At 49.3% G+C, this 24,031-nt stretch carries 19 protein-coding genes; 15 read left to right on the forward strand and 4 right to left on the reverse strand.

What is annotated here, in order from left to right; genetic code table 11:
* Positions 1–157: 157 nt before the first annotated feature.
* From M3087_RS01905 to M3087_RS01915, 3 genes are all read right to left on the reverse strand, one after another.
* Complete coding sequence (locus M3087_RS01905; protein WP_249093349.1) at positions 158–898, reverse strand: hypothetical protein; 741 nt, start codon at positions 896–898, stop codon at positions 158–160.
* Between the two features lie 89 nt (positions 899–987).
* Positions 988–4,533: a pyruvate:ferredoxin (flavodoxin) oxidoreductase gene (nifJ, locus tag M3087_RS01910; protein WP_022384555.1), complete on the reverse strand. Its 3,546-nt coding sequence runs from the start codon at positions 4,531–4,533 to the stop codon at positions 988–990.
* A gap of 57 nt (positions 4,534–4,590) precedes the next feature.
* Positions 4,591–5,775: an ATP-binding protein gene (locus M3087_RS01915; RefSeq protein WP_022384554.1), complete on the reverse strand. Its 1,185-nt coding sequence runs from the start codon at positions 5,773–5,775 to the stop codon at positions 4,591–4,593.
* Positions 5,776–6,602: 827 nt separating this feature from the next.
* Between M3087_RS01915 and M3087_RS01920 the strand changes: the two genes are divergently transcribed.
* Positions 6,603–7,814, forward strand: coding sequence for a hypothetical protein (locus M3087_RS01920; RefSeq protein WP_249093351.1), 1,212 nt, complete (start codon positions 6,603–6,605; stop codon positions 7,812–7,814).
* On the opposite strand, the gene M3087_RS01925 is transcribed toward M3087_RS01920, so the two are convergent.
* On the reverse strand, positions 7,797–9,524 hold the full coding sequence (locus M3087_RS01925; protein ID WP_410796780.1) for a family 10 glycosylhydrolase: 1,728 nt from the start codon (positions 9,522–9,524) through the stop codon (positions 7,797–7,799). The two genes, M3087_RS01920 and M3087_RS01925, sit on opposite strands and share 18 nt — an antisense overlap.
* A 95-nt stretch (positions 9,525–9,619) precedes the next feature.
* Between M3087_RS01925 and M3087_RS01930 the strand changes: the two genes are divergently transcribed.
* The 14 genes from M3087_RS01930 to M3087_RS01995 all read left to right on the forward strand — a co-directional run bounded on the left by M3087_RS01930 (position 9,620) and on the right by M3087_RS01995 (position 24,012).
* A complete protein-coding gene (locus M3087_RS01930) occupies positions 9,620–9,871 on the forward strand; it encodes a hypothetical protein (protein WP_249093354.1) in 252 nt (83 codons plus the stop codon).
* Positions 9,872–10,069: 198 nt separating this feature from the next.
* A complete protein-coding gene (locus M3087_RS01935) occupies positions 10,070–11,668 on the forward strand; it encodes a thiamine pyrophosphate-dependent enzyme (protein ID WP_249093357.1) in 1,599 nt (532 codons plus the stop codon).
* 11 nt (positions 11,669–11,679) lie between these two features.
* Positions 11,680–12,273 (forward strand): indolepyruvate oxidoreductase subunit beta, encoded by a 594-nt coding sequence (locus tag M3087_RS01940; RefSeq protein ID WP_022384549.1) that lies wholly within the window; start codon positions 11,680–11,682, stop codon positions 12,271–12,273.
* Between the two features lie 8 nt (positions 12,274–12,281).
* Positions 12,282–13,589: an aminotransferase class I/II-fold pyridoxal phosphate-dependent enzyme gene (locus M3087_RS01945; protein WP_022384548.1), complete on the forward strand. Its 1,308-nt coding sequence runs from the start codon at positions 12,282–12,284 to the stop codon at positions 13,587–13,589.
* Between the two features lie 9 nt (positions 13,590–13,598).
* On the forward strand, positions 13,599–14,906 hold the full coding sequence (locus tag M3087_RS01950) for an acetyl-CoA hydrolase/transferase family protein (protein WP_249093359.1): 1,308 nt from the start codon (positions 13,599–13,601) through the stop codon (positions 14,904–14,906).
* Positions 14,907–15,051: 145 nt separating this feature from the next.
* A complete protein-coding gene (locus M3087_RS01955) occupies positions 15,052–16,392 on the forward strand; it encodes an MATE family efflux transporter (protein ID WP_249093361.1) in 1,341 nt (446 codons plus the stop codon).
* 89 nt (positions 16,393–16,481) lie between these two features.
* Positions 16,482–17,042 (forward strand): DUF5063 domain-containing protein, encoded by a 561-nt coding sequence (locus M3087_RS01960; RefSeq protein WP_022384545.1) that lies wholly within the window; start codon positions 16,482–16,484, stop codon positions 17,040–17,042.
* Positions 17,043–17,687 (forward strand): 3'-5' exonuclease, encoded by a 645-nt coding sequence (locus M3087_RS01965; RefSeq protein ID WP_106484946.1) that lies wholly within the window; start codon positions 17,043–17,045, stop codon positions 17,685–17,687. It abuts the gene before it with no gap.
* A gap of 4 nt (positions 17,688–17,691) precedes the next feature.
* Complete coding sequence (locus M3087_RS01970; RefSeq protein WP_106484945.1) at positions 17,692–18,876, forward strand: class I SAM-dependent rRNA methyltransferase; 1,185 nt, start codon at positions 17,692–17,694, stop codon at positions 18,874–18,876.
* 445 nt (positions 18,877–19,321) lie between these two features.
* A complete protein-coding gene (locus M3087_RS01975) occupies positions 19,322–20,023 on the forward strand; it encodes a 16S rRNA (uracil(1498)-N(3))-methyltransferase (RefSeq protein WP_249093366.1) in 702 nt (233 codons plus the stop codon).
* A 6-nt stretch (positions 20,024–20,029) separates the two neighbouring features.
* The gene (locus M3087_RS01980; protein ID WP_249093369.1) at positions 20,030–21,553 is read left to right on the forward strand and encodes a DUF4836 family protein; all 1,524 of its coding nucleotides are present in this window, start codon (positions 20,030–20,032) and stop codon (positions 21,551–21,553) included.
* Positions 21,540–22,184: an ATP-binding cassette domain-containing protein gene (locus M3087_RS01985; protein ID WP_249093374.1), complete on the forward strand. Its 645-nt coding sequence runs from the start codon at positions 21,540–21,542 to the stop codon at positions 22,182–22,184. Before M3087_RS01980 ends, M3087_RS01985 begins: the two co-directional genes overlap by 14 nt.
* Positions 22,181–23,380 carry an ABC transporter permease gene (locus M3087_RS01990; protein ID WP_249093376.1) on the forward strand — a complete coding sequence of 400 codons (1,200 nt, stop codon included), beginning with the start codon at positions 22,181–22,183 and terminating at the stop codon, positions 23,378–23,380. Before M3087_RS01985 ends, M3087_RS01990 begins: the two co-directional genes overlap by 4 nt.
* Positions 23,365–24,012 (forward strand): CPBP family intramembrane glutamic endopeptidase, encoded by a 648-nt coding sequence (locus tag M3087_RS01995; protein ID WP_022384538.1) that lies wholly within the window; start codon positions 23,365–23,367, stop codon positions 24,010–24,012. The genes M3087_RS01990 and M3087_RS01995 overlap by 16 nt, the downstream gene beginning before the upstream one ends.
* Positions 24,013–24,031 lie beyond the last annotated feature (19 nt).

Raw genomic sequence — 24,031 nt, forward strand, 5'->3', positions numbered from 1 at the left:
GGATAGCAACGAGGCGGTAGTGAAGATTCCTGCCGTTTTGGAGTATTTAACCCAAAACACTCCTTATCCCGTGTCAGTCAAACTCTTCGGGCTTAAGGAGGGTAGGATCGTGTCCAATCTTTGGATTCGTCTGCCGGATGGCGAGGGGCGGGTGACTTTACCGATGAAACTTCCCTTTATCCTTGATTAAGATGACTTTCAGTTGAGGGTCGTTCAGCATTTTCCAGCCGATGGGAGTGAGGAAGAACTCGAATTGCGTGGTGCGGTGCTTCCACGTCAGCAGGTCTATCGGGCGGTGCAGGTACTTCTTGAGGACCGGGTACCACCACCCCGGGAAGGACAAGGCACGGACGGCATGACTGTCGGCCACCTTGCGCAGTTCCATGATGCAATTTTTAACTTCTGAACGTTCCAGATCGGAAGGCTTGTCGTAGGGAACGTAGCAGGAGGTGTAGTATCCCCGTCGGGTAAAAAGGCTGAGTGAACGCCAGTCGGGACTTTCCAGGATAAATTGCTTGGGGGAGACGTTGTAGGTCGTGCAGAGTCTTTCCATTTCCGACAGGACCTGTCGTCTGTTGGTTGCATCCAGGTTCTTGATATCCAGCCAGAAGTTCCCACCTCCCCTGCGAAGGCTTTCTGCAAGGATGGAGTCGAGAGTCAGCCCGAATGTGGTGTCGATGTCGTGTGTCACGTCAAAGCGCTGGTTGTCCCGGAACACGAGATCGATTTCCACGTTCGGATAACGCGGATGTTTCTCCCTGTATTTCTCTACCGAGTTGCAACGGTGCAGCCAGATTTTTCCCGGATAATTGTCAATGTGAAGGACCGAATTGAGACAACAACCTCCTGCCACGAGCAGCAGTATGAAGCCTGCAATCCGGAGGATTTTCTGTATCATATAAAAGGTCGATTGGTTTGTGTCGGGTATAAAAAAGGGGTGCATCGGTTATCGACACACCCCTTCATTCAGATTATGCAGGATTGGGATTATTCGCTCCAATTCATTTCAGCCATACGCTTGTAGGAAGCATAGCGTTTCTTTGCCATGTCTTCGCAAGCGGCGAACAAGTCAGCAGCTTCTTGCGGATATTGCTTCATGACAGAAGCGAAACGAACCTCACCCTTCAGGTAGTCTTGGAAAGCATCCCAGTTCGGCTCTTTGGAGTCGAGTGAGAACGGATTCTTGCCTTCGGCTTCCAATTCGGGGTTGAAGCGCCACAAGTGCCAGTAACCGCATTCAACGGCCTTAGCCTCTTCAGCTTGCGACTTACCCATACCGGCCTTCAAACCGTGGTTGATACACGGAGCGTAAGCGATAACCAACGAAGGTCCGTGGTATGCTTCTGCCTCGCGGATTGCTTTCAGGGTCTGAGCCTGGTCGGCACCCATAGCGATTTGAGCCACGTAAACATAGCCGTAAGTAGTAGCAATCAGACCAAGGTCTTTCTTGCGAACACGCTTACCGGAAGCAGCAAACTTGGCGATGGCGCCGAGCGGAGTTGCTTTCGAAGCCTGACCACCGGTGTTGGAGTAAACCTCCGTATCGAGTACGAGGATGTTGACATCTTCGCCGGATGCGATGACGTGGTCGAGACCTCCGTAACCGATATCGTAAGAAGCACCGTCACCACCGATAATCCACTGGCTACGCTTGATGAGGTAATCCTGGAACTCGGCAATGGTCTTGCAGAATTCACATTTATCCTTGGCAGCTTCTACCAACGGAACAATCTTGGCAGCAGCAGCCTTGCTCTTGTCGGCATCATCCTTACCGTCGAGCCACTCCTGGAAGGCCTCTTTGTATTCAGCCGGAGTGCCTTCAGCAGCAATAGCAGCTTGCATGGCTTCTACCAGACGGCTGCGGAGCTTCTTGTTGGCAAGTTCCATACCCAAACCGAATTCGCAGAAGTCCTCGAACAGAGAGTTTGCCCATGCAGGACCCTGACCCTTCTCGTTGGTTGTATACGGGGTAGAAGGAACAGAACCGGAGTAGATGGAAGAACATCCTGTTGCGTTGGCAACCATTTCGCGGTCACCGAAGAGCTGGGAAATCAACTTCACATACGGAGTCTCACCACAGCCGGAGCAAGCACCTGAGAACTCAAACAACGGAGTAGCGAACTGAGAGTTCTTCACGTTTGCCTTGATGTCTACCAAGTGTTGTTTGCTCTTCACATTGTCGGCGCAGTAAGTCCAGTTGGCAGCCTGATCCAATTGGCTTTCGAGGTGCTTCATGGTCAAAGCCTTGCCACCCTTCTTCGGGTTGCCCGGACAAACGTCGGCACAGTTACCGCAACCCAGACAGTCGAGTACGTCAACCTGGATACGGAAGGTCATGCCGTCGAATTGCTTGCCGACAGCCTTCAGCATCGGGAAGCTTGCACCCTTCTGCTCGTCAGCGTCGAGAACGAACGGACGGATGGAAGCGTGAGGACAAACATAAGCACACTTGTTACACTGGATACAGTTCTCAGGATTCCATTCAGGAACGAAGGCAGCCACACCACGTTTTTCGTATTTGGCTGTTCCCTGATGCCAGGTACCGTCCTCGATGCCCTTGAATGCGGAAACGGGCAGCAGGTCGCCATCCTGTGCGTTGATCGGACGAACCACTTCGTTGATGAATGCCGGGTCGTTGTTCTCAACCTTGGCATCGTCGGGAAGGTTAGCCCATGCCGGGTCAACAGTCAACTGCTTGTATTCACCACCACGGTCAACGGCAGCATAGTTCTTGTTAACCACGTCTTCACCCTTCTTGCCGTAAGACTTCACGATGAACTTCTTCATCTGTTCTACAGCCAGGTCAACAGGGATTACCTGTGTGATGCGGAAGAATGCAGACTGGAGGATGGTGTTTGTACGGTTACCCAAACCGATTTCCTGAGCAATCTGGGTAGCGTTGATATAGTAAACGGTGATGTTGTTCTTTGCGAAGTACTTCTTCACGCGGGTCGGCAGGTTCTTTGCCAACTCTTCGCCTTCCCAGATGGTGTTCAACAGGAACGTACCGTTCTTGCGCAGACCGCGGGTCACATCGTACATGTGCAGGTAAGCCTGTACGTGGCAAGCCACAAAGTTCGGAGTGTTCACCAAATAGGTAGAGCGGATGGGGTGGTTACCGAAACGCAAGTGAGAGCAAGTGAAACCACCGGACTTCTTGGAGTCGTAAGAGAAGTATGCCTGGCAATATTTATCGGTATTGTCGCCGATAATCTTTACAGAGTTCTTGTTGGCACCTACAGTACCGTCAGCACCCAAGCCGTAGAACTTGGCTTCGAACATGCCTTCGCCACCCAAAGCGATTTCCTCTTTCTGAGGCAGAGAAGTGAAGGTTACATCATCAACGATACCGATGGTGAAGTGGTCTTTCGGCATCGGCAATGCCAGGTTCTCATATACGGACAGAATCTGAGCAGGAGTCGTATCCTTAGAACCCAAACCGTAGCGTCCGCCTACGATAACGGGGGCATTCTCTTGACCGTAGAAGCACTCTTTTACGTCCAGGTAAAGAGGTTCGCCGATGGCACCCGGTTCCTTCGTACGATCGAGTACGGCAATGCGTTTTGCAGTCTTGGGAACGGCAGCCAGGAAGTGTTTGGCTGAGAACGGACGATAGAGGTGAACAGACACCATACCGACTTTCTCACCGTTGGCAACCAAGTGGTCGATAGCCTCACGGGTTGCTTCGGTAGCGGAACCCATCAGGATGATGACGCGTTCAGCATCTTCAGCACCGTAGTAGTCGAACAAGTGATAACGACGGCCGGTAATCTTGTAGATTTCGTCCATGTAGCTTTCAACTACTTCAGGAACGCTCTCGTAGAAGGTGTTGCCGGCTTCTCTGTGCTGGAAGAAGTGGTCGGGGTTCTCAGCCATACCGCGTGCTACCGGCTTGTTCGGAGTCAACTTGCGGTTGCGGAACTCAGCCAACGCCTGCTGGTCAATCAGCGGAGCGAGGTCTTCGTTGTCCAGTCTTTCAATCTTCTGGATTTCGTGAGAAGTACGGAAACCGTCGAAGAAATTCAGGAACGGAACACGGGTCTTGATAGAAGCCAGGTGAGCTACACCTGCAAGGTCCATCACTTCCTGTACGGAGCCTTCGCACAACATGGCAAATCCGGTCTGACGGCAAGACATCACGTCCTGATGGTCACCGAAGATACAGAGTGCGTGAGAAGCCAGTGTACGGGCTGAAACGTGGAAGACACAAGGCAAGAACTCACCAGAGATCTTATACATATTAGGAATCATCAGCAAGAGACCTTGTGACGCCGTGTAAGTGGTAGTCAAGGCACCGGCCTGCAGAGAACCGTGAACGGCTCCGGCTGCACCGGCTTCTGACTGCATCTCTTCCACTAAGACTGTCTCGCCGAAGATGTTCTTACGACCAGCCGCAGCCCATTCGTCCACATGCTCAGCCATGGTAGACGACGGAGTGATGGGGTAGATTGCTGCTACTTCTGTGAACATATACGAGATATGTGCAGCAGCCTCATTACCATCACAGGTGATAAATTTCTTTTGTTTAGTCATAACAGTTAAATTATTAGTAAAAAATCTCAGTTTAATTATCTTGTTTTTCAGTGGTTGCTAGTATACGAACCCAAAGAGCCAAAGCGGAATCTGATTGTCATGCCCCACCTCCGTGTGATGCATGGCATATACCACATTCGGGTTATTCTTGAATTTACATCCTTTGTTGCAAATGCGGAACGGTTGCTCGCCATCTACCAGAAAGGAGATACCCTTGTCGCCTTTATAAAGCTTATGGTCTTTATACATAGTATTAAGAAAAAAGGTTTCCAGTACATCCTGTTCCTCGACTTTGACCGGGTAGATGGAATACATCAGATTGGTGTTGTGCATCATGATCTTGCTGGGTTTCTTGGGGAAGGATTCTCCCTTCGGATAAACCATGTTGATGAGTCGTGCATCTGCCAGATACTTGATGTAATTCATGACTGTCGCCCTTGAAGTCTGTATGTCCGCAGCCAGTTGGCTGACATTCGGAACAGATGGACCGTCTACAGCGAGCAAATATAGCAATTTCTTGATTTTGGAGAGATATTTTAACTCAATTTGTTTTATGAGAAGGATATCCACCTCAATCATCATGTTCATGGTCTTTAACAAATTCTCCGAGAAGTTACGCTTCTCCAAGAAGAATGGATAGAAGCCATGATGTAAATAATCTTGGAAATAGTTGAGTGGACGTACCTTGGGCAATATCTCTTTTACTATGTGCTCGTGATTGGCGAGGATGTCATCGAGTGTATATACTGGAAAATGATTCCCTGTCTGAAGGTTGAGGAACTCCCTGAAGGAAAAACCTCGCAGGTTATAAGATTTGACAATATCAACAAGTGCCGGATTCTCTTCCTTGCTCTTGAGTCTCATTACGGACGAACCCGTAAAGACGATTTTCAATCCCGGATAGAGGTCGTAGCACTGACGCAACTCTTCACTCCATCCCGGCTGCTTGAATACTTGGTCGATCAACAGCACCTTGCCTCCATTTCGATAAAAATCTCCGGCAAACTGAACAAGACTTGCACCTTGAAAATAGAAATTGTTCATGTTGACGTACAAACATGAACGGTCACTCCCGAAATATTCTTTGGCATATTGCAGGAGGAAGGTTGTCTTGCCTACGCCGCGCGTGCCTTTGATGCCAATGAGGCGATCGTTCCAGTTAATCTCATCCATGAGAGTGCGACGAACCGGGGCATTTGTATGTTCCACCAAGTAGGCATGCGTTTGGTAAAAGGCTTCCATTCCCTTGCTTAATTAGTTTGTTGCAAAGGTAATACATATTTCAAGAATTGCAAAGTGGAGATTGCAAAAAAAAATCTGTGAAACTGCGAATGCTTCCGATAGGCTTTCGTACGTTAGAGAGCCTGCCGACACAGAGGATGGAGCGGACTTCCCGGATTCCCGAATCAGGGTAAACTGGTGTATCCGGATAAAGTGTCAGAATGTCAAATGAAAGCCTCCAGAATGGCAATTTTCGGCGCAAAGGACGATCCGATTCCCAAAATAGGCCTTCTCAGGCGATTCGCAAAATACACATTTCCATTGGTTATGCTCTAATGCTTTCATCCTGGAGGAATACTACCCTGCAAATCTCTATTTGGGATACTTTATGCCTGAGACATGATGCTTTATGATACCTTCCGATTTGTTGACTTCGCACTCCTTCCAGAGAATGAAACTCACGATTCTTCATTTCTATTTTCCAAAGATTTGACTTCTGGGCACGAAACAATAGTGTTTGGGGCATGAAACTAATGTGTTTGACGCGGCAAACAATATTGTTTGGCTCGCGAAACAATATTGTTCCGGGCACGTTTTGTCTGTTTTTCGAAAATGAAATGTTTAGTTTTCTAAAATAACACGTCTTTACAGGCGTATCTGTTAAGCTTATTTAGTAGTTGAACGCTGGTTGGTGTCGATATCGACAAATGCCGGTTAGCGGGAAGAGGCGATTTAAGCAATTCTGTCAAGCAAACGGGCTGGAATGATTTCTTTTTGATTTTGTCGAAACCGGAGAGTCTGTATTCTTTGCGTATATTTGCCTTTGCAATCATGAAACCTGTAAGAAGATGAATCTTTATTTGTTCAATCCGGACCATGATATGGCGTTGGGCAACAACAGCGCCTACTATCAGGCCCCGGCATCAGCCTTGAAAATGGCAAATGACCTGTCCTGGCTACCGGCATGGGTGGTGCCGGACGCCGATTCGTTTGTGGCCCTTCCTTCTACCGGAAGGCTTGAAGAATGGGTACAGACCCTGCCGGTATGTCCGCGTGCAGAGTGGGGATGTCTGACGGACGGATGGGGCCGTTGCCGGGAGATACATCCTTGGGGGTGGAATCGTGCGCTGGTTCATCGGTTGAAGGAACAGGGAGTAGCGGATGCCTTGTTGCCTGGGGACATACTTCTGGAGGAACGTCGGTTCCTGGCTTCCCGCTTGCGGGCCGTGGAACTTCTTTCCGAATTGGCAGATGCGCCGGGGAGGTGTGGAGTCTCCCGGGCTTGTCGTTCGTTGGAAGAAATCAATGAAGAGCTGAAACCTTCCTATGAGGGGTGCCCGACGCCGCGGAAGTTACTGAAGGCTCCCTGGTCCGGGAGTGGAAAAGGGCTGCGTCGTTTGGACAGCGGAAAGTTGGAGGAGCCTGTGGCAAACTGGTGCAGCCGGATACTGTACGCGCAAGGAGCTGTCGTCGTGGAACCCTACTATCAGAAGGTGGCAGATTTTGCCATGGAGTTCTACGCCGACGGGGCAGGCAAGGTGTCCTTTCAGGGTTATTCCTTATTTAACACGGATGCCAACGGAGCCTATAAAGGAAACGTCCTGAAGTCGGATGCACGGATTGTTGCAGCACTGTCCGGCTATGTTCCCGCAGCGCTGTTGGCAGAGGTACAGCAGGAATTGTGTGTCAGGCTGGCGGCGATGTTAGGACAATCCTATGTCGGCTATTTGGGAGTAGATATGATGGTTTGTGCCTTTGAACAGGCTCCATTTTATCGCCTTCACCCTTGTGTGGAGATAAACCTGCGGATGAATATGGGGATGGTGGCTCATCGGTTGTATACCCGCTGGCTTTCTCCCCGAAGTGAAGGAATATTCCGGGTAGACTGTTTCAAGACTCCTTCGGATTTGCAGGAAGACCATCGCCGACAAGAGAAAGCCCATCCTCCGGTCGTGAAGGATGGGCGTATGGAGTCCGGTTATTTGTCATTGACTCCCATTGGGGCAGGCACCTGTTACCGCGCCGCCCTTTGGGCAATTCCTTTATCGGGTAAACTGTAGTCTTTGCAGGGTTCTCTGCGCTTTATCCTGAATCAGCACATAGTAGACTCCCGGAGCGAAGCGTCCGATGGATAGTTCCCGTGTGTAAGGCTCCTGCCATATGATTCTTCCATACAGGTCTGTAACCGTCAGATGGGTGGCCTGGGGGAGTGCCGGCAGCTCCAGAGGAGACACTTTCGAGGGGAGATGGGCCTTTATCGGATGATGGGTGGGAGGAAGGATACTCTCATTTCCGTAGGCATCTACTGCAGTAACTGTGAAATGCAGTCCTTGCACCTGCCTGAGAGGTAGGGCATAGCGTGTGCCATAGATATAGGGCTGAAGCAGGTTACGTGTATCCTCGATATCTATTTCCCGCTCTTTGCTCCCATATAGATTATAGCGTACAGGACCCTCCGGACGTCCGTCGGTCTGCGGGTCGGTAGAAGCATTCCAGGAGAGTATCAGGCTGTCTCCCTGTACCTCCGTCCGAAGGCCCGTCGGTGCGACAGGCGGAATGCTGTCCAGCCAGCTCATGGGGGGAGTCAGGGCCGGATGAGTATAGATATTCCGCTTGATTTCGTCAAACACTCCTTGGGTGTTGTCCAGCAAAAAACGGGACCTGAAATACGCTTGTCCGGGAACACGTGCACAGCGTGTGAAATAGATTTGCTGCAACACGTCCTGCAACCGCCAGTTGCCTTCGCTCGGGTCAAGGAAATAAATGCCCAGTCCCGGTGCAACGGTACGTCCGTTGCCGTTTTCCTGCCAGTCAAGGACAAAAGGATAGAAATTATCTTCGCGAAAGTAGACCATGGGGAACATCACGTCCTGGATGCCTTCCTTTACCCATTGCTGCGCATCCTGAAAGACTTCGTTGCGAGCATTCCAGCCGCGTGAGGAATAGCGTGCCACATCTTCATACTTCCCAATGGGGGAGCTGCCCACTTTGACCCAGGGCTTGATGGATTTCACGGTGTGATAGATGCTGCGGACAATCTCCGTGATGTTGTCACGGCGCCATTGACTCAGGCTTTTCCCGTTACCGTATTTCCGGAAGGAACGCTGGTCGGGAAAGCCTTTGGGACGATCGGGATAGCGGATATAGTCCAGGTTGATACCGTCAACCTCGTAGTTGGTAACAATCTCCCGCACAATCCCGGACAGATGCTCTTTGGTCTGTGGATGTCCCGGGTCCAGGTACCAGTTCTTTCGGAAACGGATGCACATTTCCGGATGCTTCTTGACAAAAGAGCGTTCGCCCAATTCTTTTGCCTGCCGGTCACTTCCCAAAGGGATTGCTACGACCCAGGCATGCAGTTCCATTCCACGCTTATGGCATTCACGAATGGCAAACGCCAAGGGATCGTATCCCGGAGACTGTCCCGGCGTCCCGGTCAGGACATCCGTAAAAACCTCCTGCCGGGAAGGGTAGAGCGCATTGTCGCGTGAACGGACCTGGAAAAGAATGGTATTGAAATTGGCAGCCTTCAAGGAGTCGAGTTGGCGACACAACTCTTCTTGCTGAAGTCGCATGCTGGCTGGGGAAGTTGCTTTGATGCGTGGCCAGTCCAGTCCCGCAAGCGTCGTGATCCATACTGCACGCGTCTCATATTTTGGGCGGCATGACGCTTCTGTCAGCGAGAATACCTCCGACTGGGCCTTGACAGGATGTAGCGGCAATAACGCAGGGAAAAGCGAGGAGAGGGCGTATAGGCAAAGACGTTTCATACAATGTGACATAATATCTTCAAACTAAATTGGCGCAAAGGTACGTTTTATTTGCTACTTTTGCCCCGTCATTTTTACTATAAAAATCTATGCGAATGAAAAGAAAGTATAAGAAATCCCGGGTTTTGCCTCTTATCTTGTTTGTGTACACGACTGCCATGGCGATTTATTTCCTTCCCCAAAATACGGAGATCAGCCAACTGGAAAAGTGGTGTACGGTGGTTGCCTCTTACCTTATTATATTATTGTTGGGATATGTGCTGCGGAAGAAAGAGCAGCTGGCTGCGAAGCGGGAGCAGGAACTGGCAGAACAGAAGCAGACCAACCGCCTGAAGGAAGAGGAGTAGGATTGGCTGCCAATAGATGGACAGGATGACTTTTTGATAAAATTTTAGTCTTATGCGGCGGCATAAGATACATAAGGCGGACGAAAAGATGTAGTATTATGTATTTTTAATAGAAATATGTCTAATGCTTTTCTCCGTCTTGTTGGAATCTCCGAAAAGAAAAGCTACATTTGTGGCATCATGAAAAAACACAAGATTATGAATGATAAACACCTTCTTCTAGGAGATGAAGCCGTGGCGTTGGGTGCAATCCATGCCGGGCTTTCCGGAGTCTATGCCTATCCGGGTACTCCTTCTACTGAAATCACAGAGTTTATTCAAGGACATCCGTTGGCTGCCGAAAGGAATATCCACCGTCAGTGGTCCACGAACGAGAAAACTGCGATGGAAGCTGCGTTGGGTATGTCCTATATGGGAAAACGTGCCATGGTCTGCATGAAGCATGTAGGCATGAATGTGGCCGCAGATGCATTTGTAAACTCTGCCATGACAGGGACCAATGGCGGACTGATTGTCGTTGCAGCTGATGACCCCTCCATGCACTCCTCCCAGAACGAGCAGGATTCACGCTTTTATGGAAAGTTTGCCATGATTCCGGTCTTCGAACCTTCCTCACAACAGGAGGCTTATGACATGATGGGGTATGCCTTTGATTACTCCGAACGTCATAAAGTGCCCGTGCTGATGCGTCTGGTGACCCGCATGGCTCATTCCCGTGCCGTGGTGACGACGGGGGAAGTGCGTGAACCGAATCCGATGAGTTTTCCTTCCAACCCGGGTGACTGGGTGCTGATGCCCATTGTGGCACGCAAACGTAACGAAACATTGATTGCGCAACAGGCTGACTTCCTCGCCGACGCGGAGAATTCCATTTATAACAGATATACTGATGGTTCGGACCATTCGTTGGGTGTGATTGCCTGTGGTATCGCTTATAATTACCTGATGGAACATTTTAAGGACGGTTGTCCTTTCCCGGTTCTGAAGGTATCCCAATATCCGCTTCCCGTAGCATTGGTACGTCGCATGGCTGCCTCCTGCGATACATTGCTGGTACTGGAAGATGGCCAGCCTGTGGTAGAAGAGATGATTCGTGGTGTGCTTGACAACGGCAAGACCATCAAAGGACGGTTAACCGGAGAAGTACCTCGTACGGGTGAACTGACGCCGGATAATATCATTGCTGCGCTGGGGCTGAAGGACGAGGAAGTCTATCCGCCCAGTGAACTGGTAGTCCCCCGTCCGCCTGCCCTGTGCAAAGGTTGTGGCCACCGCGATATGTACGCCGCCTTGAATGAGGTGTTGCGTGAATATGAGAACAGCCGTGTATTCAGTGATATCGGCTGCTATACGCTTGGTTTCCTGCCTCCTTACCGTGCCATTCATTCAGTCGTTGACATGGGAGCTTCCATCACGATGGCGAAAGGTGCAGCAGATGCCGGGCAGTTCCCTTCAGTAGCTGTCATCGGCGACTCAACCTTCACCCATTCGGGCATGACCGGTTTGCTGGATGCGGTCAATGAGAACTCCAACATCACGATTGTCATTTCTGATAACCTGACGACAGGTATGACCGGCGGACAGGATTCTGCCGGAACGGGACGTTTGGAACAGATTTGCCAAGGTATCGGTGTGGCTCCGGAACATATCCGGGTGGTTGTACCCCTTCCGAAAAACATGGAGGAGATGAAGAATATCATCCGGGAAGAAATAGAGTATTGTGGAGTGAGCGTCATCATCCCGCGTAGAGAGTGTATTCAGACGGCTCGCCGCCATAGTAAACAAAAAAAGCAATAATCCCCAACATCATGCGTACAGATATCATACTTTCCGGTGTGGGAGGACAAGGTATCCTCTCCATCGCTACTATCATAGGTTCGGCAGCCATCAATGAAGGACTTTATATCAAGCAGGCCGAAGTACACGGTATGAGCCAGCGTGGAGGTGATGTGCAATCCAATCTCCGCATCAGTTCCGAACCCATTGCTTCTGACTTGATTCCACTGGGAAAAGCTGATATTATCATCTCTCTGGAACCGATGGAAGCTCTTCGCTATCTGCCTTATTTGCACAAAGACGGTTGGTTGATTACCAATACGGTTCCTTTCATCAATATTTCCAACTACCCGGAAGAAAGGAAGCTGATGGACGCCATTCAGGGATTGAAACATGCCGTTGCCATTGACGTGGATGCCATAGCCAAACAGGTAGCATCTCCGCGGGCTGCCAATATTGTCCTGCTGGGTGCCGCTTCACCGTTCATCGGCATTGATGTGGACAAGATAGAAGAAGGTATACGTCGTATCTTCGGACGGAAGGGGGAAGACATCGTAGAGATGAATCTCAAAGCTTTCCGTGCAGGGCTGGAACATGCTCATGCATCAATCGGTCAAACTAAATAGGAGCAGCTATGGGAATACCGTTTCAACGTGACGTGGTGGAGGATGTGCTGCAGCGTATGCGCATATCCAAAGTGGGGGATGCCACAATCCGCCAGACGGTCGCTCTGTCCGAAGAGTTGGAGCGACGTACCGGTGAGAAGTTCATTCATCTCGAAATGGGGTCTCCCGGTTTGCCGGCAAGCCGCCTTGGCATAGAAGCACAGAAGGAAGCTTTGGATAACGGAGTCGCTTCGTCTTATCCGAATATCTCAGGTATCGCTCCACTGAAAGAGCAGGCTTCGCGTTTTGTGAAAGCCTTTCTGGATATTGATGTCAAACCGGAAGGGTGTATCCCGACGGTGGGTTCCATGATGGGTACGTTTGCTTCTTTCATTGTATGTACACACCTGTCGCCGGAAAAAGACACGATATTGTTTATCAATCCCGGTTTCTCCGTACAACCTTTGCAGGCAAAAGTGCTGGGGTATAAACGGGAAGCATTTGATGTATATGACTGTCGGGGAGAGCGCTTGCGTGATAAGCTGGAGAGCATTCTGGCAAAAGGTCACATTGCAGGCATTGTCTATTCCAACCCGAACAATCCTTCCTGGGTTTGTCTGACGGAAGAAGAATTGCGCTATGTCGGTGAACTGGCGACAAAGTATGATGCCATTGTCATTGAAGACCTCGCTTACCTGGGCATGGACTTCCGGAAAGAGCTGGGACACCCCTTTGAGCCGCCTTATCAGGCAACTGTGGCGCGGTACACCAAAAACTACATGCTGATGCTTTCGGCTTCCAAGATATTCAGTTATGCCGGAGAACGGATTGCTACGGTGGCGATTTCTGACGAACTGTATAACCGGGTTTATCCGAAGTTGAAAGAAGAGTTCGGCATTGACACACTGGGGCGTTTCTTTGTCTTTGTGGTGGTCTATACCTTGTCTTCGGGTGTGACACATTCGGTGCAGTATGCATTGGCAGCCATGTATAAGGCTGCGTGCGACGGAACGCTGGACTTTGTGGGAGAGACGCGTGAATATGCCCGTCGGGCTGCCCGTCTGAAAGAAATATTCTTGCGCCATGGCTTCCACATCGTGTATGACAAGGATCTGGATGAACCGGTCAGCGATGGCTTCTTCTTCACAATCGGCCGCAAAGGATATACTGGCGATGAGTTGTTGGACCGACTGTTGTATTACGGCGTGTCGGCCATTTCCCTGCGGACGACGGGAAGTGAGCAACAAGGCATACGGGTCTGCACATCGATGGTGAAGGAAGCACACTACGCATTGCTGGACGAACGATTGGAAATCTTTAACCGAATGGAAAAATAGCAAACTCTTATGGCAGCGATAAAAGCAAATTATATGACCGCCGAAGAAGCGGTGAAACTGATCAAGTCGCATGACAGAGTCTATATTCAGGGAAGTACTTCCATCCCGGAGGTCCTCTTGGATGCACTGACGGCACGTGGGCACGAGCTGGAAGGTGTGGAGATGTATTCGGCTTTTGCCATCGGACGACGGGATGCCCCGTATGCCGTGCATGAGTTGAGGGATGCGTTTATTCCTCGTAGCCTGTTCATTGCAAACTGTCTGCGAAATGCCGTTGCCCGCGGTGAGGCGCAGGCGATACCTGGCTTCCTGGGACAGATTCCGGGTTTCTTCCGTGAAGGAATCATTCCGTTGGATGTGTCTTTGCTCAATGTATCCCCACCCGATGATGAAGGCTACTGCAGTTTTGGCATATCAGCAGACCTGGCCGTGTCGGCTGTGGAGTGCTCCAAGATACTGATTGCGCAAGTGAACAAGCAAATGCCGTTTTCTTATGGAGATCCGGTGATACATATTTCCAAGTTGGATGCGTGCGTGGAAGTCGATGACCCGTTGGTGACACTCCCCATTGCGCAACCGAATGAGAAAGAGCAAAAAATCGGACGTTACATTGCTGAACTTATCCCCGATGGTGCGACGCTGCAAATTGGGGTAGGAGGTATTCCGAATGCAGTACTCGACGCGTTGCATGACCATAAGGATTTGGGATTGCATACGGAGGCAATGACTGATGGGGTAGTCCCCTTGTTGGAAAGCGGTGTCATCAATAACTCCAAGAAAGTCATCATGCCCGGCAAGAGCGTAGCGTGTCTGGCTTTGGGCTCACAGCGTCTGTATGATTATATGGATTACAATCCGGATATTGTCATCAAGGATGTGGCATGGACCAACGATCCGTTCATTATTCGTCAGAATCCCAAAGTCATGGCTATCAATTCTGCGATTGAGGTTGACCTGACGGGACAGATTTGTGCGGATTCCATCGGTACACGTATGTTCTCCGGTGTGGGCGGTCAGCATGACTTCATGTATGGAGGATGGCTTTCAGAGGGTGGCAAGACCTTCATCGCCATGACGGCTGCCTCGAATAAGGGCCGTTCGAAGATTCAGCCGGTTCTGACGTCGGGAGCCGGGGTTGTGACGACACGGGCACAGGCTCAATACATCGTGACTGAATACGGCGTGGCGTTCCTTAAGGGAAAAGACCTGGCACAGCGGGCACGGGCCCTGATTGATATTGCCGAGCCCTCGGCACGCGAAGAATTGGAACGGGCTGCCTGTGAGCGATTCGGTTACAGTTTCCTACGCCTGAAATAATCACGCAGTCTGTCAAATGAACCAGTAGCGGGTTTGCCGGAAGAGAACTATTCCTTCCGGAGACCCGCTTCTGCTCTCTTGGATCGGGCTTGGCAGAAATTCGAAACTGTTTTTTAATTTTGCATCCGAAACCGATTCTGAATATATGAAGCTAACGCATATCGATCTTACTACCGGAAGTGTCACGCCTACCATGCTCCGTTTTGCTGTTCCCATGATTCTGGGCAATCTTTTTCAGCAAGTCTACAACCTGGCAGATACACTTATTGTCGGACACTTTCTGGGAGTCGGTGCTTTGGCTGCGGTGGGAGCATCCTATACCCTGATGGTCTTTCTCAACTCGATACAGCTGGGACTTTGCATGGGCAGTGGGGCGGCATTTTCCATTTATTATGGTGCGCAGGATTTCACCAGACTTCATCGCAGCCGTTTTGTCGCCTTTGTACTCATTGGGCTGCTGACTCTCGTGCTCAATATTGCCGTATTCCTGTGGCTTGATCCCCTGATGGGACTGATGCATGTACCGGCAGACATCTATACCCTGATGCGTGAATACCTGTGGGCGGTCTGTTGGGGAATAGGCTTTACCTTCCTTTATAATTATTATGCCTCGCTGTTGCGTGCAGTCGGAGATTCTCTGACACCTCTTTTATTTCTGGCGATTTCAGTGGTGCTGAACATTGGGTTGGATTTATTGTTCATCCTTCCATTGGACTGGGGAGTCGCCGGAGCAGCTTGGGCAACCGTCATTGCGCAGGCCGTATCAGCATTTTCACTCATGATGTATACTTATGGACGAGTGCCCGAATTGCGCATCCGGCGTAGCGACATGCATTTCAGTCGCGACATAGCCGGCGAGATTGCTTCTTTCTCCCTGCTGACCTGTGTCCAGCAGTCGGTCATGAACCTGGGCATCCTGATGGTGCAAGGATTGGTCAATAGCTTTGGAACAGTGGTAATGGCAGCATTTACGGTCGCGGTGAAAATAGACACTTTGGCATATATGCCGGCTCAGGATTTTGGAAATGCCTTTTCTACGTTTATTGCCCAGAATTTTGGAGCCAAACGGTTTGACCGTATCCGTCACGGTATCCGCAGTGGAGTCTGGACGACCTTTCTGTTTTGCGCAATCGTGTCCGTTGCAGTGTTCATGTTTGCAGAGCAGCTGATGATGTGCTTTGTAGATGCCGGAGAAACAGAACTGATCCGTACAGGTGCCGGCTATCTGCGTATAGAAGGAGCGTTTTATGTAGGTATCGGATGCCTGTTCCTGCTTTACGGTTATTACAGAGCAATCAAACGGCCTGGGATGTCGGTCGTGCTGACAGTCATTTCGTTGGGTACCCGTGTCGTGCTGGCCTATTTGCTGGCTGCCGTTCCGTCTATCGGTGTCGTGGGTATCTGGTGGGCTATTCCTATCGGCTGGTTCCTGGCAGATGCAGTCGGCATCCTGTGTCTGAACCGTCTCAAGCCTGTCGGAAGCTGAACAGAAAGCTTTGTCCGGTCTTCTCTTTTGCGGAAACAGCTTGTAGGGTGCTGTGTTTTTAGTACCTTTGCAACTCAAAATAAGAAATTATGGACACTAACAATTCTGTCATATTTCATCGTGATACGGTTGAGTTTGTCACGGTAGCTGCTGAGTTCTGTGGCTTTCTGGAGCGTGCAAATACCAGACCTCGCCGTCAGTTTGTAGACACGGCACTGAAGATTCTGCCGTTGCTCTATCTGAAAGCTTCCATGCTCCCTCCCTGTGAATCCATAGGAATGACGGAACCGGAGACGTTTGTGAACGAATCAGATTATGAAGTGGTGCGTCTTAGTGTGGCGGGAGTGATGGGCGAACGCGACGATTATCTGGATGTCTTTCTGGATGATATGCGTTACAGCGATACCCCCATCCGCAAGACCATTTCGGAAGACTTGGCTGACATCTATCAGGATGTGAAGAACTTTGTCAGCGTTTACCGCTTGGGGTTTGACGAGACCATGAACGATGCGCTGGCTATCTGTGAGGAGAATTTTGCACTATATTGGGGACAAACATTGGTCAACACCATGCGTGCCTTGCATGAAGTGAAATACGCACCTGCCGATGAGGATGACGCAGAAGAGTTACATGAAGATTACAACGACTGAATGAAGACAATAAGAGATGTATTTCCAAAGGCCGAATTGGCCGCTTTGCCCAAAGTGATGTTTGAAGGACGTATCGTCTGCATACAGACTGAAGCAGAGGCAAACAAAGCAATAGACTATTTAATGACTTATCCACGGGTGGGGGTAGATACGGAGACACGTCCGTCTTTTGTAAGCGGACAAGTGCATAAGGTTGCATTGGTCCAGATATCTACTGCCGATACCTGCTTCTTGTTCCGCTTGAACTATATAGGTTTTCCAGAATCGTTGAAGCGCTTTCTGGAAGATGAGACGGTGGAGAAAATCGGACTGTCGCTGAAGGATGATTTTGGAGCCTTGCGACGGAGAAGTGACTTTGTTCCGGGTAACTTTATCGAGTTGCAGGACTATGTTCACCAATTCGGTATCAAGGATCAGAGCCTTCAGAAGATATATGCCAACCTGTTCGGACAGAAAATATCGAAGTCCCAGCGTCTTTCCAATTGGGAAGCGGATGTATTGTCCGATGGTCAGAAGGTCTATGCTGCCATTGATGCTTGGGCATGTCTGAAGATCTACAATCTGTTGGAAGAGTTGCAAGGCTCCGGTGACTACCACCTGGAGTGCACCACCATTGAAAACATCGAAGTAGTACCACATGAATAAATCTATGAGTTATAAGAAAGTATTTCTGAAAGCAGGGAAAGAGGAGTCTTTAAAGCGTTTCCATCCATGGATTTTTTCGGGGGCCATCCATCACATTGAAGGAGAACCCGATGAAGGAGAAATCGTCAGTGTTTACACTTCACAGAAGGAGTTCATTGCTATCGGTCATTTCCAGGTAGGCAGTATTGCCGTCCGTGTACTGACCTTTCGGGACGAAGTGATTGACTCTGCGTTTTGGAAACGCAAGTTACAGATAGCCTACGATTTGCGTCGCAGTATCGGGGTGGCGGAGAATCCACACAACAACACCTATCGATTGGTACATGGAGAAGGTGACAACCTGCCCGGATTGGTAATCGATATTTATGCCCATACGGCAGTCATGCAGGCTCACTCTGTCGGAATGCATGTCTGTCGCATGCAGATAGCCGAAGCATTGGCCGAAGTGATGGGTGATGTCGTGCAGAACATCTATTATAAGTCAGAGACGACTTTGCCGTTTAAAGCAGAACTGGATGCAGAGAATGGTTTTATCAAGGGTGGAAGTACGGACAATGTGGCCATGGAATATGGACTCAGGTTCCATGTGGATTGGTTAAAAGGGCAGAAGACCGGCTTTTTTGTCGACCAACGCGAGAATCGTGCCTTGCTGGAAAAATATGCCAAAGGGCGCGATGTACTCAATATGTTTTGCTATACCGGAGGTTTCTCGTTCTATGCGATGCGTGGAGGAGCCCGTCTGGTACATTCGGTGGACAGCTCTGCCAAAGCCATTGATTTGACAAACGAGAATGTGCAGCTAAACTTCCCCGGAGATCCGCGCCATGAAGCGTTTGCAGAAGATGCTTTCAAGTACCTTGACCGTATGGGACATCAATATGACCTGATTATATTGGACCCTCCTGCTTTCGCCAAGCATAAGGATGCTTTGCGAAATGCACTGCAAGGATACCGCAAGCTGAATGCCAAGGCATTTGAGAAAATACGTCCGGGTGGTATCCTTTTCACTTTCTCCTGTTCACAGGTCGTGACCAAAGAGAACTTCCGTACAGCCGTTTTTACGGCAGCAGCCATGTCCGGTCGCAGTGTCCGTATTTTGCATCAGCTGACACAGCCAGCCGATCATCCCGTCAACATCTATCATCCCGAAGGGGAATATCTGAAAGGTCTGGTGCTCTATGTAGAGTAAAAAGGAAAAAGAAGATAGGATTTAGCCCGACTTGTTTGTCAAAACGACAAATGGGTCGGGCTTTCTTTAGAATTATGCTACCAATGTTTGTCGGTAACGAACACGGAACAGCATAATGATGCTGAAAATGCCTTCTCAGGTATTCTTTGGATTAAACAAGTGTTAATACAACACATTCTTAAAGCCTTTATCTCTGAAAATATGTTCTACAGCATAAAAAGCGTTAATATAACGCACTTTTTTACCCGATTATGTGTTGCATAACATAAATGTGCCTATCTTTGCACTGTGTTTTTCATGGTATTAGATTTAAGGTTAAGGAAGATTGGGGATCGTGAGATTCCCTTCTTTTTTTATATACCCTTCCCAACGTGTTTGTTTACTCCCTTCCGGCTATTGACTTCCCAAAATGTTTCATTACTTTTGTCTGCAAAAATGATATTCTATGCATGTATTTTATGTACCGGAAATAAGCGTGAGGCAAGAGCTTCCTGAAGAAGAAGCCGCTCATTGTCTTCGGGTGTTGCGTTTGTCGCAGGGAGATGAGATCACACTGACTGACGGAAGGGGATGCTTTTATAAGGCACAGATTACTGCAGCTACCGGTAAACGTTGCCTCTTTACCATCCTTGAACAGGAAACGCAACCTCCTCTGTGGCGGGGGCATTTGCACCTGGCTATGGCACCTACCAAGAATATGGACCGGACGGAGTGGTTCGCTGAAAAAGCGACAGAAATCGGTATGGACGAGCTGTCTTTTTTAAATTGCCGCTTTTCTGAAAGGAAGGTGATTAAGACCGAGCGCATTGAAAAGATAGTCGTATCGGCCGTCAAACAGTCATTGAAATCACGCAAACCGCAGGTGAACGAGATGATTCCGTTTGAGAAGTTCATTCGACAAGATTTTCCCGGAGATAAATTTATTGCTCACTGTTATGAAGGAGAGAAGCCTTTGTTGAAAGATGTGTTGACCTCTGACAGAGATACATTGGTACTTGTCGGTCCTGAAGGAGATTTCAGTCCGGAAGAGGTTGCACTGGCTGTTTCGCAAGGTTTCCGTCCAATCAGTCTGGGCAAATCGCGTTTGCGTACAGAGACAGCCGCATTGGTTGCCGTTCATTTGATGAATTTGTATCACCAAAACTAATAGCCTATGAAAAACAAGTTCACAGGAGCTGCCTGCTTATTCCTTTTACTATTGTTGGCAGCATGTAGCAAAGAGAGAGACATCCGTACTGCGATTCCTTCGGATGTAAAGATGGTTGTTGCAACTGATTTTAAAGCATTGGTCAAGAAAGGAGGGTTGACTGACCCGAAGATGGCACAATCCGTCAAAAAGCTGATTGAAGAGAATGTTCCGGAAGAGGACCGTGCGTTTGCCGGTGAGTTGCTGGATGACCCTGCCGGTATGGGGATTGATTTCGACCAACCCGTTTATACCTTCAGGACCGCGAAAGACGAAATAGCCGTAGTCGCCAAGTTGGCGGACAAAAGTGATTTCAAAGAGTTTTTTTCCCGTATATGGAGAGGGGAGACGGAAGTAGCATGGAAATCTGAAGATGGATTTGACTATGATGTACAGGGCGACGGAGTTGTTATAATGAATGATGAATTAGCCATGATCACGATGGCGTCGTCAGGCTCCGCCACATCGGATGCGTTGCGTTTGCGTTCCATGGGATGGATCAATCAGCGTCCGGAAGACAGTTTCCAGGCAACGGAGGACTGTGAGAAGATGGACGAGGAACAGGGAGATATCTCCAGTTGGATGAGCATGGAGATTGTACCTGAGGAGATTAAAAAAATGGTCCCTCAAATGGGACTTCCGCGTGATGTGCAGCTGGATGATATCCACTACTTGGTTAATCTGGATTTTGAAGAAGGAAAAGTAGTGCTCCACTCTGAAGTGCTGATAGCCAATGAAGCTGCAGCCAAGCACTATGAAGAACAGGCAAAGATACTCAAACCGCTGGATGGAAAATTCTTCCCAACCGGGAATGCTTCGCCATGGATTTGGGCCGGTGTCGGCATTGACGGACCGAAACTGTATCAACAACTGAAAGAAAACGCTCCGGTCAAACAGCTTTTGGAAGGTGCCGTCTTTGGATTCAATATCCAGAAGCTGATATCTTCCATGGATGGAGATGTGGCAGTAAGCGCGGATATCATACCGGACTCGTCAGCTGGCATTTTCCCGTTGTTTACCGTGCAGGCGGAGCTTGACAATGACTCCATTCTGGAGGATATGGACGTGATGCAACAGACCCTGAATATGCTGGGGTTGAACATGAAGAAGGATTCACCTCGTCAATACAGCCTGGAACAGCAGAAGATGAAGCTGTGGCTGGGAGTCGACAAGGAGAATCATTTCTATTGCACAAGTGATGCCAATGTGTTGCAGCCGGACGGTAAGGCCGCCGACTGGGCAGCTGATGCGGAAGGTTGCCTGTTCTACATGCGGATGGATATTCACCGGTCAGTGGAGAAGCAGTCGAGCATGCTGAAAAGCGACCCCCGTCTCCGGGTATCCATGCCGATTATTGAACTCTTTGATGCAGTGACCCTGTATGCAAAAGATGCCAACGAATGCCGGATGGAGCTGACGGCTGTGGACAAGGATGCAAATCTCTTGCAGCAACTTTTGGCAAAAGTAGTATCGCTTTATGGAACTCATTAAATTGGATCATACACTCCCGATGGCATTCAGCGGACAGGTACAGCCTGTTTCTGATGTATGGCATCGGGAGTTGTCTTTCCGGCGTGGGGAACATGTCCTGATAGAAGCTGCTTCCGGTACGGGAAAAACTTCGTTGTGCAGTTATGTGTATGGATATCGGGAGGATTATGAAGGAACGATTTGTTTTGACGGAAAGGATATTCGCCGTTTGAAGACAGGCGATTGGGCACAGTTGCGGAAACGGAGTCTCAGCATGTTGTTTCAGGAGCTGCGTCTGTTCCCGGGACTGACGGTCTGGGAAAATATAGAACTGAAAAACAAGCTGACCGCTTACAAGACGCACCGACAAGTGGAAGAATGCCTGGAGCGACTGGGACTGTCCGATAAACTCCGGACTCCGGTGGGTAAGATATCTTTCGGCCAGCAACAGCGGGTGGCATTTGTCCGGGCTATCTGTCAGCCCTTTGACTTCATATTCCTCGATGAGCCGGTAAGCCATCTTGATGATGCCAATGCAGAAGCGATGGCTGCCCTGTTGAAGGAGGAGGCAGAGGCTCGGAACGCAGGAATCATCGTTACTTCCATTGGAAAACAGTTGCCGTTGAACTATTCGAAGATACTTCATTTATGAATCTGTTGTGGAAACTTTTACGCGAACATGTAAGCGTTACCCAGCTGGTGGGCTTCTTTGTGGCAAATCTGTTGGGGATGCTTATCATCTTGTTCGGATTGCAATTTTATGCCGACATCTTGCCTTTGTTCCAGGGTAAAGATGCTTTTTTCAAGCGTGAGTTCCTGATTGTGTCTAAACCGGTGAGCACACTGGGCTCGCTTTTGGGAGGCAAGGGGACCTTTTCTGCCCGTGAGATACAGGGATTCCGTGACCAACCTTTTACCCGGCAGGTCGGAACCTTCACCTCCTCGCTCTATGATGTGTCAGCATCTATCGGTATGCTGGGGACCGGTATGCAGGTCGGGACGGAGATGTTCTTCGAATCGGTTCCGGATGATTACATCGATGTCAATGCCCAAGCATGGACGTATGAAGAGGGAAGCAGGACCATTCCAATTATTCTTCCTCGCAACTACCTGAATCTGTACAACTTCGGCTTTGCTCAGAGCCGTAATCTGCCGAAACTGTCCGAAGGAGTACTTTCCATGATCCGGCTGGAGATACGTTTGTCCGGCGGGGGACATGTGGAGGTCTATGACGGACGGATTGTAGGCTTCTCCAACCGGCTGAATACCATCCTGGTGCCTGAAGCGTTCATGAATTGGGCCAATCACTACTATGCACCGGGAAAGAAAGCCGAGCCTTCACGGCTGATTGTAGAAGTGAACAACCCGGCTGACGAGGAGATTGTCAAGTACATACAAGCTCGTGGCTATGAGGTGGAAGGCAACACCTTGGATGCCGGAAAGACCGTCTGGTTCCTGCAGATACTGGTCGGAATCGTACTTTTTATCGGAATTGTGATAACCTTCTTGTCATTTTATATTTTGATATTGAGTATTTTTCTACTTTTGCAAAAGAATACGAAGAAGATGCAGACTCTGCTGCTGATTGGTTATTCGCCCGTGCAGGTAGCCCTGCCTTATCAGGTACTGGCTGTCGGACTTAATTTGGGAGTTACAGGCATTGCTTGTGTGTTGCTCTACGGGTTGCGCAGGATGTATCTGAATAACCTGCAAACATTATTCCCCTCGTTGGAGGGAAGCAGCGGACATACGGTCCTTGCGGTGGCAGGATTTCTCTTCCTTTTCGTATCCATTATAAATATAAGTATTATTCATTATAAACTGAGACAAATTTGGAACGGAAAATAGCAAAACAGATTCACATCTCGGAGGGCACGATGTTCTCCATTGCAGTAATAGCCGTTTGTTGGTTTATTCTGTTCTCACCCTGGACACGTCCGTTGGTCAACTTCTGGTGGATACTCTCCATCTCGTCGGTGCTAATCTCTATCTTGGCGGGACATTTCCATCCGGAATGGACCCTTGACCTGGATGTCGATAAGAAGAATATTCTGATCGGGACGGTGCTGGCAGGAGTGTTGGGCATCGGATGCCATGTGGGCAGTCAGTTCCTGGTTGACTGGATTCCGGTCCTGGAGATTGATTTGGAGCGTATCCATCTGTTTTATGATGACCCTGTCTACTATCTGCTGTCCATCCTCATTTTGTTCCTGATGGGGGCGTCGGAAGAAATATTCTGGCGAGGGTATATCCAGCAGGTCTTTTCTGAACGGTGGGGAGCCAACACCGGTTACGTGCTGACCACACTGCTCTTTGCATCGATGTACGTGTGGTCGTTCAACTGGATGCTGATTGTGGGTTCATTGTTGCTGAGTATGTTGTGGGGAGGACTTTGCCGTTTGGACTCCCGCTGGCTTTCTCCGGTTATGTTGTCCCATGCGTTGCTTAATGTCATTGTCTTTGTTTTATTCCCCATTTGAACGGCATTCAAATCCTTTT

Origin of the sequence: Mediterranea sp. ET5 (assembly GCF_023337025.1) — a bacterium.
In the GTDB taxonomy this organism is placed as follows: domain Bacteria; phylum Bacteroidota; class Bacteroidia; order Bacteroidales; family Bacteroidaceae; genus Phocaeicola_A.